We start from the raw sequence: 17,132 nt of genomic DNA on the forward strand, positions 1-17,132 counted from the left end.
TTGCGCTTCTCGACCTTCGCGCGGCGCACCGGGCGCCGCGACGCGAAGGGCCTCTCGTCAGGCCGAGTGCTCCGCCAGGCGGTCGAGAAACGCGGCCTGGGCCGTGACGATCACCTCGCGCGCCCGGTCCAGCGGGAACCAGGCCACCCGGTCCAGCTCCGGGAACTCCTGTTCCCGTCCCGACCGCGGCGGCCACTCCATCCGGAACGTGCCGGGCACGACCGTCGCCGGATCGAGGTCGGCCGCCACCGCCCACACGGTGACCAGCTTGCCGCCGGACTGCCGGACCTCGCCGAGCGGTACGGCGCCGGCCCCCTCCGGCGGCGGCAGCCCCAGCTCCTCCTGGAACTCGCGGCGGGCCGCGTCCCAGGCGGCCTCCCCCTCCTCGTACTCACCCTTGGGGACCGTCCAGGCGCCCTGGTCGCGCCGGGCGAAGAACGGGCCGCCCATGTGGCCGAGGAGAACCTCCAAGCCCTCGGCGCTCACTCGGTACAGCAGCAGACCGGCACTGCGCTTCACCGCGCCACCTCGGGATGCGCGGCGAACAGGGTTTCGAGGGTGTCGGCGTCCGCGGGGCGCTTGTCCTCGCGGTAGCGGACCACGCGGGCGAAGCGGAGGGTGACACCGGCCGGATAGCGGGTGGAGCGCTGGAGACCGTCGTAGGCGATCTCGACGACCAGGTCGGGGCGGACCGTCACACCCCAGCGGTGCTCCTCGACGGCGAGTGCGGTGAGGTGCCCGGTCTGCCAGGTGAGCATCGCGTCCGTCATGCCCTTGAAGGTCTTGCCGAGCATGACGAACGAACCGTCCTCCGCGCGGGCGCCCAGATGCAGGTTGGAGAGCTTCCCGGTGCGCCGGCCGTGGCCCCACTCGGCGGCCAGCACCACCAGGTCCAGGGTGTGTACGGGCTTCACCTTCAGCCAGGAGGCGCCGCGCCGCCCGGCGCTGTACCCGGCGGCCAGGCCCTTGACCACGACCCCCTCGTGACCGCGCGCCAGGGTCTCGGCGAGGAAGTCCTCCGCCGCCCGCGCGTCCTCTCCCTCAGCCATCAGCGTCCGCCGTACCCGCATCGGCTCCGGCACCAGCCGGGCCAGCTCCGCGTGCCGCTCGGTCAGCGGCAGGTCGAGCAGGTCGCGGCCGTCGACCAGCAGGGCGTCGAAGAAGACCGGCGAGACGGGCACCGCCCGCGCCGCCGTGGCGACGTCCGTGCGCGAGCCGACCCGCCCGGCGGTCTCCTGGAAGGACCGGGGGCGCCCGTCGGGACCGAGGGAGATGACCTCGCCGTCCAGCACGAACCGCTCGCCGGGCAGCTCCAGCGCGGCCGCCGTCACCTCGGGCAGCCGGCCGGTGATGTCGTCCAGGGTGCGGGTGTACACCCGTACGTCGTCGCCGTCGCGGTGCACCTGGACCCGGATGCCGTCGAGTTTCTCCTCCACCGCGCAGGCGCCGAGCTTCCCGGTCGCCTCGGCCACCGAGGAGGCGCTGTGCGCCAGCATCGGCAGCACCGGACGGCCCACGGTGAGCCGGAACCGGCCGAGCGCTCCCGGCCCGTCGGCGAGCAGCGCCTCGGCCACCGTCTGGAGCGACCCCGCCAGCATCACCGCCCGCCGCACGTCCGCCGGTGCCGCCCCGGTGGCCTGCGCCAGCCCCTCCACGGCGACCGCGTCCAGCGCGCCCTGCCGGACCTCGCCGGTGAGCAGCCCGAGCAGGAAGCGCTGTTCGTCCGCGGTGGCCGCGCCCATCAGCTCCCCGACCAGCCGGGTCCGCTCGGCCCCCGACCCGGCGCCGGACACGGCGGCGAGCCGGGTCAGCCGGGCGTCCACCTCGCGCACGGTGAGCGTCGGTCCGGCGGCCGGCTCGACCGGCCGGCCCAGCACCTTCCAGCCGACGCCGATCCGGCCCTGCGGCAGCCGTCCCGCGAGATAGGGGATGACGACCGGTACGTCGGCCGCCTCCGTCTCCCGGAACAACTCGGCGAGCAGGGCCGTCTTGCGGGACCGCGCCGAGGTGGCGGCGACCTCCTGGGACACACGGGCCAGCCGGGCAAGCAGCATGCCCTTCATGGTGCACCGGGAACGGCGCTCTCACACGTGCTCGGTTCGGCGGGGAGGCGTTGAGTGAGGCGTCCAGGTCCGACAAGACGCACCCGGCACGGTCCTCTCCCGCGGGCTCAGCCCAGCGGCGAGGTGTCCAGCGAGGCGTCCAGATCCGACATGATCAGGTCGCCGACGATCGCGGCCGCCGCCCGGTAGCCGCCGCTCACCGCGTGCACCACCTGCTCGCCGAAACCCATCGTGTTGCCCGCGGCGTACACCCCCGGCACGCTGGTCAGACCGGTCGGGTCCACCACGGGATACGCGCCGAACGGGGTCTCGGTCAGCTCGGCGCCGAGCTGCTCCAGCAGACCGGTCCGCGGCACGGCACGCGGGGCGACGAACACCACCGACCGCTCGTGCACCGCCCCGTCCACCAGGCGTACGCCGCTGACCCGGTCGTCCTCGACCACCAGCCCGGCGACCTCCCCGGGCACCACCTTCACCCCGGCCGCGGCCAGCCGGCGCAGGTCCTGGTCGGACAGTTCGGACTCGTCGACGGTGTGCAGGAACAGCGTCACGTCGTCGGACCAGCCGCTGACCATGAGCGCCTGGTGCACGCTCATCGCGCTGCTCGCCAGCACCCCGAACCGCTCGTCCCGCACCTCCCAGCCGTGGCAGAACGGACAGTGCAGCACGTCCCGGCCGAACCGCTCCGCGACCCCGGGGATCTCGGGCAGCTCGTCCTTCAGCCCGGTGGTGACGACCAGCCGCCTGGCCCGCACGGTCCGCCCGCCGGCCAGCTCCACGGCGAAGTCCTCGCCCCGGGCGACGCGGACCGCCCGGTCCCGGACCAGCTCGACACCGTAGGACGCGACCTCCTCGCGGCCGATCGCCAGGAACTCGGCGGGCGGCATGCCGTCCCGGGACAGATAGCCCTGCATGTGCGCGGCCGGCGCGTTGCGCGGCTGTCCGGCGTCCACGACCAGGGCCCGCCGCCGGGCCCGGCCCAGCACCAGCCCGGCCGACAGCCCGGCGGAGCCGCCGCCGATCACGACCACGTCGTACTGCTCGCTCATCTCGTCACTCATTTCGGTCACCGTGACCACCTCCACGGCCGACCGTCGCCCAAACGGTGCGGGATTGACAAACACATTTGCCGGTTCTGCAATAAAGCCATGACGAAGGACGACGTACTCGCCGGTGTCGGCCCCCGGCTGCGGCAGCTCCGCAAGGACCGAGAGGTCACCCTCGCCGCGCTCGCCGAGGCGACCGGCATCTCGCTGAGCACCCTCTCCCGCCTGGAGTCCGGGCTGCGCAAGCCCAGCCTCGAACTGCTGCTGCCGATCGCCCAGGCCCACCAGGTGCCGCTGGACGAACTGGTCGGCGCGCCGCCGGTCGGCGACCCGCGGGTACGGGCCAAGCCGATCCAGCGGCATGGCCGCACCTACTGGCCGCTCACCCGCCAGCCCGGCGGCCTCCAGGCGTTCAAGGTGCTGGTGCCGCCCCGGCAGGAGGAACCCGACCGGCGCACCCACGAGGGGTACGAGTGGCTCTACGTGCTGTCCGGACGGTTGCGGGTGCTGCTGGGGGAGCACGATCTGGTGGTCGGTGCGGGCGAGGCCGTCGAGTTCGACACGAGAGTGCCGCACTGGTTCGGGGCGGCGGGGGAGGAGCCGGTGGAGTTCCTCAGCCTCTTCGGGCCGCAGGGCGAGCGGGTGCACGTACGGGCGAGGTCCTCCACCCGATCGTGACGCCCGGGACGGTTCCCTGATCGGCAAGCGACCGCTTAGTATGCGGTGGACCCCGGACGGACGACGCAGTCGGTGGAGGCCCGCATGCAGGCATGGCAGGTGCACGAGAACGGCGAGCCGGGCGAGGTGATGCGCCTGGCGGAGGTCCCGCCGCCGACGCCGGGCGACGGCCAGGTGCTGCTGCGGGTCCGCGCGGCGAACGTCAACTTCCCGGACGCGCTGCTGTGCCGGGGCCAGTACCAGATCAGGCCGCCGCTGCCGTTCACGCCGGGTGTGGAGGTGTGCGCCGAGACCGAGGACGGCCGCCGGGTGCTGGCCAATCCCGCGCTGCCGCACGGCGGGTTCGCCGAGTACACCGTCGCGGACGCCGCAGCCCTGCTGCCCGCGCCGGACGCCCTGGACGACGCCGAGGCCGCCGCCCTGCACATCGGCTACCAGACCGGCTGGTTCGGCCTGCACCGCCGGGCCGCCCTCCAGGCCGGCGAGACCCTGCTGGTGCACGCCGCCGCGGGCGGTGTCGGCAGCGCGGCCGTACAGCTCGGCAAGGCCGCCGGGGCCACGGTCATCGGTGTCGTCGGCGGCGCCGAGAAGGCCGCCGTCGCCCGGGAGCTGGGCTGCGACACGGTGATCGACCGCAAGAGCGAGGACGTGATCGCCGCCGTCAAGGAGGCCACCGGCGGACGCGGCGCGGACGTGATCTACGACCCGGTGGGCGGCGCCGCCTTCAAGCAGTCCACCAAGGTGGTCGCCTTCGAGGGCCGGATCGTGATCGTCGGCTTCGCCAGCGGGGACATCCCGAGCGCCGCCCTCAACCACGCCCTGGTGAAGAACTACGCGATCCTCGGCCTGCACTGGGGCCTGTACAACACCAAGAACCCGCGACTGGTCCTGGAATGCCACGAGCGGCTCACCGAGCTGGCCGCCCGTGGCGCGGTCAAGCCCCTGGTCAGCGACCGGGTGCCGCTCGACGGCGCGGCCGGGGCCGTGCAGCGGGTCGCCGACGGTGTGACGACCGGCCGGGTGGCCGTCGTCCTGGAGAAGGAAGCCGCCGCATGACCGACGCCGAGGAACTGCGCCGCCGTACCGCCGAGTTGCTGGCCGCGCACCCGCCCGCCACCACCGACCGTCTCGACTTCCTGCGGGCCCGCTTCGACGCGGGCCTGGCCTGGGTGCACTTCCCCGAGGGTCTCGGCGGCCTCGGCGCGCCCCGCACCCTGCAGCCCGTCGTCGACGCCGAACTGGCCGCCGCGGACGCCCCCGACAACGACCCCCGGCGGATCGGCATCGGCCTCGGCATGGCCGCCCCGACCATCCTCAAGTACGGTGCCGACGAGCAGAAGCAGCGCTTCCTGCGGCCGCTGTGGACCGGCGAGGAGGTGTGGTGCCAGCTGTTCAGCGAGCCCGGCGCCGGCTCCGACCTCGCCGCGCTCGGCACCCGCGCGGTGCGGGACGGCGAGAGCTGGGTGGTCGACGGGCAGAAGGTGTGGACCTCCAGCGCGCACCTCGCCCGCTGGGCCATCCTCATCGCCCGCACCGACCCCGACGTCCCCAAACACCGGGGCATCACCTACTTCGTCTGCGACATGACCGACCCGGGTGTCGAGGTCCGGCCACTGCGGCAGATCACCGGCGAGGCCGAGTTCAACGAGGTCTTCCTCACCGGCGTCCGCATCCCCGACACCCGGCGCCTCGGTGAGATCGGTGACGGCTGGCGGGTCGCGCAGACCACCCTCAACAACGAACGCGTCGCCATCGGCGGCCGCCGCCTGCCCCGCGAGGGCGGCATGATCGGCCCGGTCGCGAGGACCTGGCGGGACCGCCCCGAACTGCGCACCCACGACCTGCACCAGCGCCTGCTCACCCTGTGGGTCGAGGCCGAGGTCGCCCGGCTCACCGGCGAACGCCTCGGCCAGCAGCTCGCCGTCGGCCACCCCGGCCCCGAGGGCGCCGGCATGAAACTCGCCTTCGCCCGCCTCAACCAGGAGATCAGCGGCCTGGAGGTGGAACTGCGCGGCGCAGAGGGCCTGCTCTACGACGACTGGACCATGCGCCGCCCGGAACTGGTGGACTTCACCGGCCGCGACGCCGGCTACCGCTACCTGCGCTCCAAGGGCAACAGCATCGAGGGCGGCACCAGCGAGATCCTGCTGAACATCGTCGCCGAACGCGTCCTCGGCCTGCCCGCCGAACCGCGCACCGACAAGGACGTCGCCTGGAAGGACCTGGCCCGATGAACGCGCAGCGCGACCTGCTGTACTCGGAGGAAGAGGAGGCGCTGCGCGCCGCCGTCCGGGACCTGCTCACCGACCACTGCGACCCGGCCGGCGTCATCGCCCGCACCGAGACGGACACCCCGCACGACCTGACCGCCTGGAAGGCCCTCACCGAGTCCATGGGCCTGGCCGGACTGCTGATCCCCGAGGAGTACGGCGGCCAGGGCGCCGGCCACCGCGAGGCGGCCGTCGTGCTGGAGGAACTGGGCCGGGCCGTCGCCCCCGTTCCGTACCTGACCAGCGCCGTCGTCGCCACCGAGGCGCTGCTCGGCTGCGCCGCCGGGGAGTGGCTGGCCGAGCTGGCCACCGGCCGCCGGATCGCCGCCCTCGCGGTCGGCCTGCACACCGGCCCCGACGCCGCCTTCCCCGCCGTACGCCTGGAAGACGGCGCCCTGCACGGCACGCTGACCGGCATCGCGGACGCCGCCGTCGCCGACGTCCTGCTGGTCCCCGCCGACGACGGCGGCCTGTACGCGGTGCGCGCCGCCGACGCGGCCGTCACCCCGCGCACCTCCCTGGACCTGACCCGGCCGGTGGCCGACGTCTCGTTCGACGGAGCGCCGGGCGAGCGGCTGGGCGACGCGCGACCCGCCGTCCGCCGCGCCCTGCGCGCCGGTGCCGGACTGCTCGCCTCGGAACAACTGGGGCTGGCCGACTGGACGCTGACCGAAACGGTGCGCTACCTCAAGGAGCGCAAGCAGTTCAACCGGCCGGTCGGCGGCTTCCAGGCGCTCAAGCACCGGCTGGCCGCGCTGTGGCTGGAGACCGTCCACCTGCGCGCCGCCGCCCGCAACGCCGCCGACGCGCTGGCCACCGGCCAGGACGCGGACGTGCCGGTCGCGGTCGCGCAGGCGTACGCGGCCCCCGTCGCCGTCCGCGCCGCCGAGGAGGCCCTCCAACTGCACGGCGGCATCGGCATGACCTGGGAACACCCCGTCCACCTGTACCTGAAGCGGGCCAAGGCCGACTCGATCGCCTACGGCACGGCGGGCGCCCACCGCACGGCGCTGGCCGCGCTGGTGGAGCTGCCGGCGCCGTAGCGCCTCGCAGGAAAAGCCCGCCCGAATCCGGGCGGGCTTCTTCGTGTGCCGCGCCCGAAGCCAGCGGGCTCGTTTCGTGTTCCCGGCCCGCACCAAGTGAACAGGTGCGGGCCCTTGGGCCAACTTCCCCGCACGGCCCTGCTCCTCGCCGCCTCCCACCTCGCATACTCACTGAGGTCCCGTAAGGCCTACCAGGGAGGCAGAGCAATGGCCCTCACCACCCGTCGCAGAGCCCTCACCACCCTCGGCGCCGCCCTCGCGGGCGCGGTCGCCCTGCCCGCCGGCACCGCGCTGGCCGGCGAACACCCCCACCGCCCCCGCCCGTTGTGGCGCGCCCACGCCCACAACGACTACGAGCACCCCCGCCCCCTCCTCGACGCCCTCGACCACCGCTTCGGCAGCGTCGAGGCCGACATCTACCTCGTCGACGGCCAACTCCTCGTCGCCCACGACGCGGTCGACCTCGACCCGGCCCGCACCCTGGAGTCCCTCTACCTCGACCCGCTCGCCGCCCGGGTCCGCGCGCAGGGCGGCCACGTCTACCGGGGCGAGCACCGCCCGCTGCAACTGCTCATCGACATCAAGACCGAGGGCGCCTCGACCTACCTCGAACTCGACCGGCACCTGCGCCGCTACCGGCACCTGTTCACCACGTACGCGCACGGCAGGGTGCGCACCGGCCCGGTCACCGCCGTGATCTCCGGCGACCGCGCGGCCCGGGTGCCCCTGGCGGCAGGGACCGAGCGCCGCGCCTTCTACGACGGCCGCCTCACCGACCTCGGCACCGCCGCGCCCGCCTCCCTCATCCCGCTGATCAGCGACAACTGGACCAACAACTTCACCTGGCAGGGCGTCGGCGCCTTCCCCGCCGCCGAACGGCGCAAGCTGCACGACATCGTCGGCGCCGCGCACGCCCGCGGCCAGCGGGTCCGCTTCTGGGCCACGCCCGACCTCGCCGGACCCGCCCGGGACGCGGTGTGGACGGAACTGGTCGCGGCCGGCGTCGACCACCTCAACACCGACGACCTGGCCGGCCTGGAGGCGTTCCTCGACGCCCGCGAGGCGGCGTAGCCGCCGGACACCACACGTTCGGAGGACATGTCAGCCGCCCGGACGAACCCTCCGCTACGCCACACTTGCGGCCGAACGCCGTGAACCAGACATGCGGCGTGGCGGAGGAGGTTGACGATGGCCGTTTCCATCTCTGTGGTGCTGCTGCTCGCGATTTTGGCGGTGATCTTCCTGCGCAACGGCGGGCTGAAGGTCTCCCACGCGCTCGTCTGCCTGCTGCTCGGCTTCTACCTGGCCGGCACCAGCATGGCGCCCACCATCAACAGCGGGCTCGTCGCCACGGCCGAGATCGTGAGCGGCCTCAGACCCTGACCTCTCCGCTCCTGGGCAGCGGTTCGTGCGTCAGGCGGCCGAGAAGACCCCGATCCCGTTCGGGACGGGGCGCTCGGCCCCGCCGCTGGGGTGGTTGCGCACCGCGACCGTGCTCGCGCCCGGTGCCCGGGTCACCAGCGTCGTCGAGCCGCCGCCGTCCAGGCTGAACCCCTCCGTCGACCCCCGTGCCCGCAGCGCCTCGGCGACCTCGGCGATGGTCAGGCCGGACCGGTACGCCGACGAGCCGTCCACCGCGAGCAGCAGTACGCGCCGCCCGGCGTCCGCGATGCCCACCGCGGTCCGCACGGCCGACGTGCGGTCGTCCAGCCCCGGCAGCGGTTCGCCGCCCGACAGCACCGGATAGCCGCCGAGCGCGAAACCGAACGCCTCCTGGGACGCCGACGCCACCAGGCTGTGACTGACCGTCACGGCGTCCCCGGTGGCGACCTTCCGCAGCTGCCGCGCCCCCTCCTCGCGGCCCACCAGCACCGTCGTGTCCGGGGCGATCGCTCCGCCGCCGGGAGTGCCGGACGCGGAGACGACCCGGCCGTCGCGGACCGTCACCTCGTAGGTCTCCGTACTGCACGCGGCGGCCCGGTCCGTGTCCGTGCCGCAGGTGGCCCGCGCCCGGGAGGCGCTGCCCCACTCGCCGGTGAAGGCGCCGACCGAGTCGACCGGCAGCGCGTACTGGTTGAACCCACCGAGCGGCAGCGTGCCCTCCGGCGTGCTGACCTTCCCGTCCAGGGCCAGCCGGTCGAGCCGGGCCCGCCGGTCGGCGCCGACCCCGAAGACCGCCTCGGTGGTGACGCCGGACGGCATGGCCGGACCGAAGCGCTGCCCGTTCGGCACCGCTCCCTTCAGCGCCCGGCCCTCGGCGATCGCCGGGCCCACGCTCGCGCCGGTCGCCTCGACGCCCGGGTGCTGGCTCTCGGTGATGTTGAAGAAGTCCCCGTTGACGCCCCCGACGGCGCCCTGGTCGCCGGCCATCCGGGAGACCGTGGCCCGCGCCGCCACCGCCCCCGGGTAGAGCAGCCCGAGCCGGGTGTCGGGGACGCCGAGGTCGACACCGAGCACATGGACGTGAGTGGTCCCGCCCGCCGCCGGCAGGTCGAACTCCTCGTAGGTCACCCCCGGCGCGATCTCCACGGCCGCCGGTACGGCGCCGGCCGGCGCCGCGCCCACCAGCGCGCCGAGGGCGACCAGGAACGCCAGTGTCCGGCGGAGTGCTGCACGACGCGTCACAGACGCCCCCTGATGTCTCGTCAGTCGCTCGGGATCAGGGGAAGTGCATCAGATCACGGTTGCCGCGGCGGCCACCGAGGGCCGAAGACGCGGGAAAGGGCGGCAAAACGCACTCCCTCGGCGGTGCCGAATGGAGGACGCGGGCGACGGCGGCGCCGTCGCGGCCGGCCCGGTGTCTCGTGTCTCAGCCGTCCAGGACGCCGTCGCGATGGAGCACCGTGACCCGGTGGAAGTTGCAGCCGGCCGGCGGCTCCGCGGTGGGCCGGGTCTGGTGCGCCTTGAGCGCGATGCTCACCAGGCTCAGCAGGAGGTCGACATCGGTCTCGCAGTCCAGATGCACGGTCACCCAGCGGGAACCGGGGACCAGATGGATCGCGCTGGAACCGCCGAGGTCGTAATGGAAACGCTGGATGGCCCGTTGGGTCAGGTGCAGGTCCACGTCCCGGTCCGAGTGGAAGTGGACGATCTCGTCACGGACGGAGCGGAGCGCCTGTCCGGTACCGCAGCTGGCCGGCCCCGCCGTGAGGTCGGGCCAGTCCTGTAGTCGCTCCAGGGCACGCTGGGCCAGAGTCATGCCCCTATCGTCGCTCCATTACCGTCCGGCAACCAGTAGTTGAGCGATTTGTAACCGGGGCGTGAGGTAATCGGTCCGGCCCGCGGAACCCGACCGCGTCAAACGCACGGGAAGCGCCGCGCGGTCATACGCGGCGCTCCGTCGTCGTGAGCACAATAGATCATGGTCGTACGGACGACCACGCGTTCCTACTCGTCCAGGCAGCCGATCGTCCCGATCGGATAGTCGTTGCCGGTGGAGGTCGCGGTGAACCCGAAGGTCACGCTGCCGTCCGCGGCTATGGCCCGGTTGTGGTCCACGTTCCGCACCGTGACGGAACCGTCGGACCCGGTGGACAGCGCTCCGTTCCACACACTGTTGATCCGGGTGCCGACGCCGGGCGTCCACTGCACGGCCCAGCCGTTACGGGGTTCCGTTCCGTGGTTCATCACCTCCACGGAACCCTGGAAGCCGCCGCTCCAGCTGTTCTGCACGGTGTACACCGCCATGCAGGACCCCGTGTGCGGCGGATCGGTCGGCGTCGGGGTGGGGGTCGGGGTCGGGGCCGGGGTCGGCTCCGGAGTGCCGCCGGAGCCGCGGATGCCGGTCACCTCGCCGTTGCCGCCGTCGAAGACGATGTCGGAGCAGGAGAAGAAGTTCTCCTGGCTGTCCGACCGCACCCACTGGATGAAGAGCAGCGCGTCACCGGAGCGGCCCGACGGCAGCGCCAGGTCCCAGTAGTAGTGACCGCCGTTGCTCCCCGCCGAGCCCTGCTGTGGCGGATTGGTGACCGTCTGTATCAGCTCCAGGTCGTCCCAGCCCAGCTGGGAGGTCGGCGACCAGCCGGGCTCGGTCAGATAGACCCGGAAGTCACCCGGATGGGCGGCCCAGTTGCTGTACTGCAACTGGATCGACGCCCCGGACGTCAGATGGGTCTTCGGCCAGTCGGCGCGGGCGGCGTTGTAGGCGGCGAAGTCGTACGGCGAACGGTCACCGGCACTGCACAGCGTGCCGTCCGGCACGTAACCGGCGCCCCGGCCGCCCGCGTTGGAGTCGAGCACGGCGAACCAGTTGTACAGCGCCGTCGCTCCGCTCTCGTCCAGCGCGTCCTGGCAGGCGGGATTGGTCGGATCCAGGGCGCCGGTGCCGGTGATGGCGTCCAGTTGGCAGAGGTAGGTGCGTGAACCGGGCGTCATCGCCACGCCGTGCGCCTCCGCCTCGCTCTGCCCGAGGACGGTCAGCCCGAGCGCGCCGAGCAGGGTGGCCAGTACCGCCGCGAGGGAGAGGAGTCTGCTGCGTCGAGCCATGGAATCTCCAGTTCCTGATGTGGTGTCGGGTGTGGTGCGGGTCCTTTCGCTGATGCGGCCGGCCCTGGTTGGTCCGGGCCGGAGCCCTCAGGCGGTGGTGCAGGCGGTGCCGTTCAGGGTGAAGCCGGCCGGCTCGGTGAACGTCCCGCTGTAGGTGCCCTGGAAGCCGAAGGTCTGGCTGCCGCCCGCCGCGATCCGCGGCGCGTGGTCCGGCCCGCGCACCGTCACGGCACCTGTCGCCGGGGTCACCGACGCGTTCCAGGCGTGCGTGATCTGCTGCCCGGACGGCAGGGTGAAGGCCAGCCGCCAGTCGTCCACGGGCGCCGGGCCGGTATTGCCGACCCGGACGTCGGCGGTGAAGCCGCCCGGCCAGACCTGCGTGCTGTAGGTCACCTCGCAGGCGGCCGGGGTGCCGGGATCGGTCGGCTCCTCACCGCCGGTCACGATGGCCGACGAGAACGCGTCGACCGACAGTCCCGCGCCGTTCTGCCAGGGCTCGAAACCGGCCTGCACGCTGGTCAGGTACCAGTCGCTGCCCGCGAGGCCGCGGGAGACGGCCTGCCGGACGAAGTCCATGACGTCGAAGCTCCAGCTGTCGACGGCCGCCGGCGCGACGAAGGACAGCACGTCGTTGGAACCGTTGCCGCCCGACCACACCTCCCAGCTCCGCCCGCCGACCGTGGCCGTGCCGACCTGGGAGCCGATCGGCTGGATCGGACCGACCCGGTCGAACCAGATCATGATCTCGGTCCGGTTCACCCCGTCGGTCCGCGGCGTCGGGTCCAGCCAGATGTCGTACGAGGCGTTGTACACGGCGTCGTCGACGAAACCGTACGAGACGCTGCTGGGCGCGCTCGATATGCCGTCGACGCGGGCGGGAAGCGCGGTACCCGGCGAACAGACGGTGTAGTGGCAGCCGTTGAAGACCGACGGGTACGACTTCGGCGCGCCGTTGGTCGGTACCGAGCCGTCCGCTTGGCTCACCTGGAAGCCGGTGCCGGTCACGGTGACGCACTGCTCGGCGCTGGTGCCCCAGCGGTTGTTCTGGACGACGTAACGGTCCTGGATCGTGGCCGTTCCGTACTGCTCGCAGATCGTGGTGTCGGCGGCGCCGGCCGGTGCCGCGGTCGTGGCGAGCACCGCGATGAGGGAGAGGGCCATGAGCAGCGCTCCGAGGAGGCCGCGCAGGGTGGGGGCCCGATGCGGGGACGGTTGCATGTGGGGGTCCTCTCTGGGGAGGGGTGGGAGCGCTCCCATCGCTTGTCGTGGGGGACTGTAGGAGTTGTTCATGTCCCTGACAAGACCTCGCGCGGCCGAGAGTGTGCGGAGGGCGGACCGGCCGGTTCGGCGCGGTCACATGAGGTTGACCAGTCTGATGTAGCGGGACCAGTCCCACCGCGGACCCGGGTCCGTGTGGTCGCTGCCCGGCACCTCGTGGTGCCCGATGATGTGTGCCCGGTCCTTGGGAATGCCGTATCTCGCACAGATCGCCGAGGTCAGCGCCGCCGAGCTCTCGTACAGCGCGTCGGTGAAGTACGCCGGCTGGTCCACCCATCCCTCGTGCTCGATCCCGATGCTGCGGGTGTTGTAGTCCCAGTTGCCCGCGTGCCAGGCGATGTCGGCCTCGCGGACGCACTGCGCGAGGTGTCCGTCGGAGGAGCGCACCACATAGTGCGCGGACACTTTCTTCTGCGGGTTCTGGAAGATGGCCAGGGTGTCTCCGTAAGTCTCCTGGGTGACGTGGATGACCACGTAATTGACGGGATGGGCCGTCGGGCGGCTGGAAACGGTGTAGTTCGAACCGCTCGCCGGCTGCCACTCGGCGTTCGGCTGGTCGACGTCCTGGGGCCGCGCTTCGGCCCGGGTGCCCGACAGCAGCACGTACGGAGCGGCGACGAGGGCGGCGCCGCCGGCGAGGAGCCGTCGTCGGGTGGGGAGGGGGCGTGCTCGTTCCATGGGGGTCGCCTTTCGGAGATCGGGGATGCGGGGCTCGGGGACTTTTTCGGGTGGTGTGCTCAGGGTGGCGCGCACACCCGCACGAGCACTGTCATGACCCGGGCCCGCCGCCAGGTGGCGCGGGGTCCGGTGATGGCGTCCGCCGTTTTCGTGGCGGTTGCGTTCCGCGTGAAGCACGGTACGGGGAGCGCGGGTTGGGCAGAAGGAAGGGGCGGTGGCCGGTGGACAGCCGTCCGCCTGTGGATAACTCCGTCACCCGATCGAGTGGGGGCCAGCTGTGTGGCGTGGGCGGCGTTCGGGACGGTGTGGCGCGGGGCGTTTGAGAGAGGCGCGCGGTCGTCGGGGCGGGGCGGTCGGGTCAGGCCGGATGAGGCCGGGAAAGCGGGAGCCGGCCGGATGAGGCCGGGGATGCCAAAGCGGGCCGGATGAGACCGGGGAAGCCGGAGCGGGCCGGATGCGCCCCGGGATGGCGGAGCAGACCGGAGGACGCCCGGCGTACCGGGTGCGGACGGCTCAGGCCCGTTCCGCGATCGCCGCCGGGTCGTCCAGCACCGTCCGCACGACCGAGTGCGCGGCGCCCAGCAGCGGCCCCTGCGGCCCCAGGGCGGACACGGTCACCGGGCAGGCCGGACCCGCGGTGCGCCGGGCCAGTTCCTCGCTGAGCGCGGGCAGCAGCCAGGGGGCGAGCTCGGCCAGGGCACCACCCAGCACCACACTCTCGGGGTCCAGCAAGTTCACCGCGCCGGTCAGCGCGATACCGAGCGCGGTTCCCGCACCGGTCAGGGCACGCCGTACCCGCTCGTCGCCTTCCGTCGCGCGCTGCGCGAGCAGACCGACGCGGTTCTCGCCCGGTGTCAGACCGGACGCGCGCAGGACCGCCTCCTCGCCGGCGTACTGCTCCAGACAGCCGTGTCCGCCGCAGGCGCACGCGGGGCCGTCGGGGTGCACCGGAACATGCCCCAACTCACCGGCGAAACCCCGGGTGCCGCGCAGCAGCCGCCCGTCCACGACCACCGCCGCGCCGATGCCGATCTCGGCCGAGACGTGCAGGAAGTCCCGTGGCGTGCGGTCACCGAGCCACAGTTCGGCGAGCGCGCCGAAGTTGGCCTCGTTGTCCACGGTCAGCGGCAGGTCCGCGGCCAGTAGTTCGCCGAGGTCGGTGTCGTGCCAGTCGAGGTTGGGAGCCCGTACGACGGTCGTGGCGTCCCGTGCCACCAGACCTGGTACCGCCACGGCCAGCCCGGCCGGCCACAGCCCTTCCGCCTCGGCCTCCGTGACGACCCGCCGGACCAGGCCGGTGAGCTGTTCGAGCACCGGTCCGGCGGAGCGGCCGCGGTTGCCGCCGTGGCGGACCGCCCGGGCCCGCATCCGCCCGCGCAGGTCGACCGCGCACACCGCGAGATGGTCGACACCGATCTCCGCACCGATCCCGGCGGGTCCGCTCGCGCTGACCGCGAGCGCCGATCCGGGCCGGCCCACCCGTCCCGGGCGCTCGGGTCCCAGTTCCTCCAGCAGACCCGAGCGGATGAGCTCGTCGACGAGGGTCGACACCGCCGCCCGGGTCAGCCCGATCCGTGACGCGACGGCGGCCCGGGAGAGCCGGCCCTCGGCGCGGACGGTGTGCATCACCCGGGCGAGATTGCGGCGGCGCATGCCCTGTTGGGTGTCCGGCAGCGGGCGCCCGGACCCCGCCGGGTGCGCGGTGTGCGGCGGTGCGGTCATGCCTCCTCGGTTCTCGGTCGATGTCCATGTCGACGCGCGTGACGCATCCTGCTGCCCCCGGCACGCCGCCGCGCGCGTCGGCGCGGAAGGCGCGGAGCGCGGCGCTCACCTGGTGGGCGCGCTCCGCTCCAGCAGCGGGGCCGCGTCGGAGAGTACTCCGGAGATCCGCGCCAGCGTCGCCTCGTCTCGCTCCACGGCGTCCAGTACCGGCCCGGCGGCGGTGTTCCAGCGCCGCGCGACCGCTGCCGCGTCCTCCCCGGTCAGCAGCCCGGCCGCCTGCGCCGCCGCGCCGAGCGCCACCAGTTCCCGGGCCTCGGGAATCTGCACCGGGCGTCCCGACAGCCGCCGTACGGTCTGCTGCCAGGCCGTGCCGCGGGCGCCGCCGCCGATCAGCAGCAGGGGAGCGGCGGGGTCGGCGTCCGCGTCGAGGACCAGGTCCAGGGCGCCCAGCAGGGCGTGCACGGCCCCGTCGTAGGCGGCCTGGAGCACCTGGCCGCCGGTCGTGTCGTGGCGCAGTCCGTGCAGCAGGCCGGAGGCGCCCGGCAGGTTGGGGGTGCGCTCGCCGTCGAGGTACGGCAGGAGGGTGACGCCGGTGCCGGGCTCGACGGCCTCCCGGTCCAGCCCGAGCAGCGTCGCGACCCGGTCCACGGCGAGGGTGCAGTTGAGGGTGCAGGCCAGCGGCAGCCAGTCGCCGCGCGCGTCGGCGAAACCCGCCACCGTGCCCGTCGGGTCGGCGGAGCGGTGCCGCGACACCGCGTACACCGTGCCCGACGTCCCCAGGCTCATCACCGGCACGCCGGGACTGACCCCCAGGCCCAGCGCGGCAGCCGCGTTGTCGCCGGTACCGGGCGCGACCAGGGTGCCCGTGGCGAACGGCAGGTCCTGACCGCCGCGCACGGTGCCGGCCACCTCGCCGGGCCGCACGACCCGGGGCAACAGTGCCGGATCCAGGCCCACGCGCGCGAGGGTCTCCTCGTCGTACGCCTCCGTCCCGGACGCCCACCAGCCGGTGCCGGACGCGTCGCCGCGGTCGGTGGTCCCCTCGCCGGTGAGCCGCTCGGTGAGGTAGTCGTGGGGGAGGCGTACCGCCTTGGTGGCGCGGACGGCCGCCGGCTCGTGCTCGGCCAGCCAGGCCCACTTGGTGACCGTGAACGAGGCGCTGGGCACACTGCCCGTGCGCTCCGCCCACGCCTTGGGGCCGCCCAGCTCCTCGACCAGACGCCGCGCGTGCGGCGCGGAACGCACGTCGTTCCAGAGCAGCGCCGGACGTACCGGCTCGCCCCGCGCGTCCAGCGTGACCAGGCCGTGCTGCTGTCCGCCGACCGACACCGCGGCCGCCTCGTGCGCCGCCTCGCCGCACTGGCGCAGGGCCTCGCACAGGGCGTCCCACCACTGGCGCGGATCGCTCTCGCGGCCCGCCCCCGACGACACGGTGTGCGGGGCCTGGCCGCTCGCGACGACCCGACCGGTGGGCACGTCGACGACCAGTGCCTTGGTGGACTGGGTGGACGTGTCCACGCCGACGACGAGCGGACCCTCGGCTGCTGACATCGGGCTACTCCCTCTTTCCGCGGCTCTGCGCGATTCCGGCCTGGGGTTCCAGGAGTGTCTCCTAACGGGCTTCCGCATCGAGGATCCGGGCCGCGGGATCACGGCCGTCACTCCTCGGAGACACCCTGTCCCTTCCCAGGAATGCGTCCGCATACTAATTTGTAAAGTGCCATGACGAAATAGCCGCAAGCGAGCAAGGAGCCGTGACATGAGCTACCAGCCCACTCCCGAGGACAGGTTTACGTTCGGTCTGTGGACCGTTGGCTGGCAGGGCCGGGATCCGTTCGGGGACGCGACGCGGCCGGAGCTGGATCCGGT

16 protein-coding genes are annotated in these 17,132 nt (G+C 73.3%); 6 read left to right on the forward strand and 10 right to left on the reverse strand.

What is annotated here, in order from left to right; all coding sequences use genetic code 11:
• Positions 1–57: 57 nt before the first annotated feature.
• The 3 genes from ACTT8P_RS17285 to ACTT8P_RS17295 form a co-directional block, all read right to left on the reverse strand.
• Positions 58–519, reverse strand: coding sequence for an NUDIX domain-containing protein (locus ACTT8P_RS17285; protein WP_442832538.1), 462 nt, complete (start codon positions 517–519; stop codon positions 58–60).
• Positions 516–2,054: an ATP-dependent DNA ligase gene (locus tag ACTT8P_RS17290; protein ID WP_442832539.1), complete on the reverse strand. Its 1,539-nt coding sequence runs from the start codon at positions 2,052–2,054 to the stop codon at positions 516–518. The genes ACTT8P_RS17285 and ACTT8P_RS17290 overlap by 4 nt, the downstream gene beginning before the upstream one ends.
• Positions 2,055–2,170: 116 nt before the next feature.
• Positions 2,171–3,124, reverse strand: coding sequence for an NAD(P)/FAD-dependent oxidoreductase (locus ACTT8P_RS17295; RefSeq protein ID WP_442832540.1), 954 nt, complete (start codon positions 3,122–3,124; stop codon positions 2,171–2,173).
• Positions 3,125–3,211: 87 nt separating this feature from the next.
• Between ACTT8P_RS17295 and ACTT8P_RS17300 the strand changes: the two genes are divergently transcribed.
• The 6 genes from ACTT8P_RS17300 to ACTT8P_RS17325 all read left to right on the forward strand — a co-directional run bounded on the left by ACTT8P_RS17300 (position 3,212) and on the right by ACTT8P_RS17325 (position 8,483).
• Positions 3,212–3,787, forward strand: coding sequence for a helix-turn-helix domain-containing protein (locus ACTT8P_RS17300; protein ID WP_442832541.1), 576 nt, complete (start codon positions 3,212–3,214; stop codon positions 3,785–3,787).
• Positions 3,788–3,871: 84 nt separating this feature from the next.
• Positions 3,872–4,843 carry an NADPH:quinone oxidoreductase family protein gene (locus ACTT8P_RS17305; protein WP_442832542.1) on the forward strand — a complete coding sequence of 324 codons (972 nt, stop codon included), beginning with the start codon at positions 3,872–3,874 and terminating at the stop codon, positions 4,841–4,843.
• Positions 4,840–6,021, forward strand: coding sequence for an acyl-CoA dehydrogenase family protein (locus ACTT8P_RS17310; RefSeq protein WP_442832543.1), 1,182 nt, complete (start codon positions 4,840–4,842; stop codon positions 6,019–6,021). Before ACTT8P_RS17305 ends, ACTT8P_RS17310 begins: the two co-directional genes overlap by 4 nt.
• Positions 6,018–7,100, forward strand: a complete 1,083-nt coding sequence (locus ACTT8P_RS17315) for an acyl-CoA dehydrogenase family protein (protein WP_442832544.1) — start codon at positions 6,018–6,020, stop codon at positions 7,098–7,100. The genes ACTT8P_RS17310 and ACTT8P_RS17315 overlap by 4 nt, the downstream gene beginning before the upstream one ends.
• A gap of 207 nt (positions 7,101–7,307) precedes the next feature.
• The gene (locus ACTT8P_RS17320) at positions 7,308–8,171 is read left to right on the forward strand and encodes a phosphatidylinositol-specific phospholipase C/glycerophosphodiester phosphodiesterase family protein (RefSeq protein ID WP_442832545.1); all 864 of its coding nucleotides are present in this window, start codon (positions 7,308–7,310) and stop codon (positions 8,169–8,171) included.
• Between the two features lie 117 nt (positions 8,172–8,288).
• Positions 8,289–8,483, forward strand: a complete 195-nt coding sequence (locus ACTT8P_RS17325) for a hypothetical protein (protein WP_442832546.1) — start codon at positions 8,289–8,291, stop codon at positions 8,481–8,483.
• Between the two features lie 30 nt (positions 8,484–8,513).
• On the opposite strand, the gene ACTT8P_RS17330 is transcribed toward ACTT8P_RS17325, so the two are convergent.
• From ACTT8P_RS17330 to xylB, 7 genes are all read right to left on the reverse strand, one after another.
• Positions 8,514–9,725 (reverse strand): phosphodiester glycosidase family protein, encoded by a 1,212-nt coding sequence (locus ACTT8P_RS17330; RefSeq protein WP_442832547.1) that lies wholly within the window; start codon positions 9,723–9,725, stop codon positions 8,514–8,516.
• A 184-nt stretch (positions 9,726–9,909) separates the two neighbouring features.
• The gene (locus ACTT8P_RS17335) at positions 9,910–10,299 is read right to left on the reverse strand and encodes a luciferase domain-containing protein (RefSeq protein ID WP_442832548.1); all 390 of its coding nucleotides are present in this window, start codon (positions 10,297–10,299) and stop codon (positions 9,910–9,912) included.
• Positions 10,300–10,487: 188 nt separating this feature from the next.
• Positions 10,488–11,585: a lytic polysaccharide monooxygenase gene (locus ACTT8P_RS17340; protein WP_442832549.1), complete on the reverse strand. Its 1,098-nt coding sequence runs from the start codon at positions 11,583–11,585 to the stop codon at positions 10,488–10,490.
• A gap of 87 nt (positions 11,586–11,672) precedes the next feature.
• Complete coding sequence (locus tag ACTT8P_RS17345) at positions 11,673–12,803, reverse strand: GH12 family glycosyl hydrolase domain-containing protein (protein ID WP_442832550.1); 1,131 nt, start codon at positions 12,801–12,803, stop codon at positions 11,673–11,675.
• Between the two features lie 135 nt (positions 12,804–12,938).
• Positions 12,939–13,541, reverse strand: a complete 603-nt coding sequence (locus tag ACTT8P_RS17350; protein WP_442832551.1) for an N-acetylmuramoyl-L-alanine amidase — start codon at positions 13,539–13,541, stop codon at positions 12,939–12,941.
• A gap of 513 nt (positions 13,542–14,054) precedes the next feature.
• Positions 14,055–15,263 carry an ROK family protein gene (locus ACTT8P_RS17355; RefSeq protein WP_442832552.1) on the reverse strand — a complete coding sequence of 403 codons (1,209 nt, stop codon included), beginning with the start codon at positions 15,261–15,263 and terminating at the stop codon, positions 14,055–14,057.
• A 105-nt stretch (positions 15,264–15,368) separates the two neighbouring features.
• Positions 15,369–16,814: a xylulokinase gene (gene xylB / locus ACTT8P_RS17360; RefSeq protein ID WP_442832553.1), complete on the reverse strand. Its 1,446-nt coding sequence runs from the start codon at positions 16,812–16,814 to the stop codon at positions 15,369–15,371.
• Positions 16,815–17,132: the final 318 nt, after the last annotated feature.

Origin of the sequence: Streptomyces sp. JW3, assembly GCF_052216785.1 — a bacterium.
Lineage (GTDB): Bacteria > Actinomycetota > Actinomycetes > Streptomycetales > Streptomycetaceae > Streptomyces.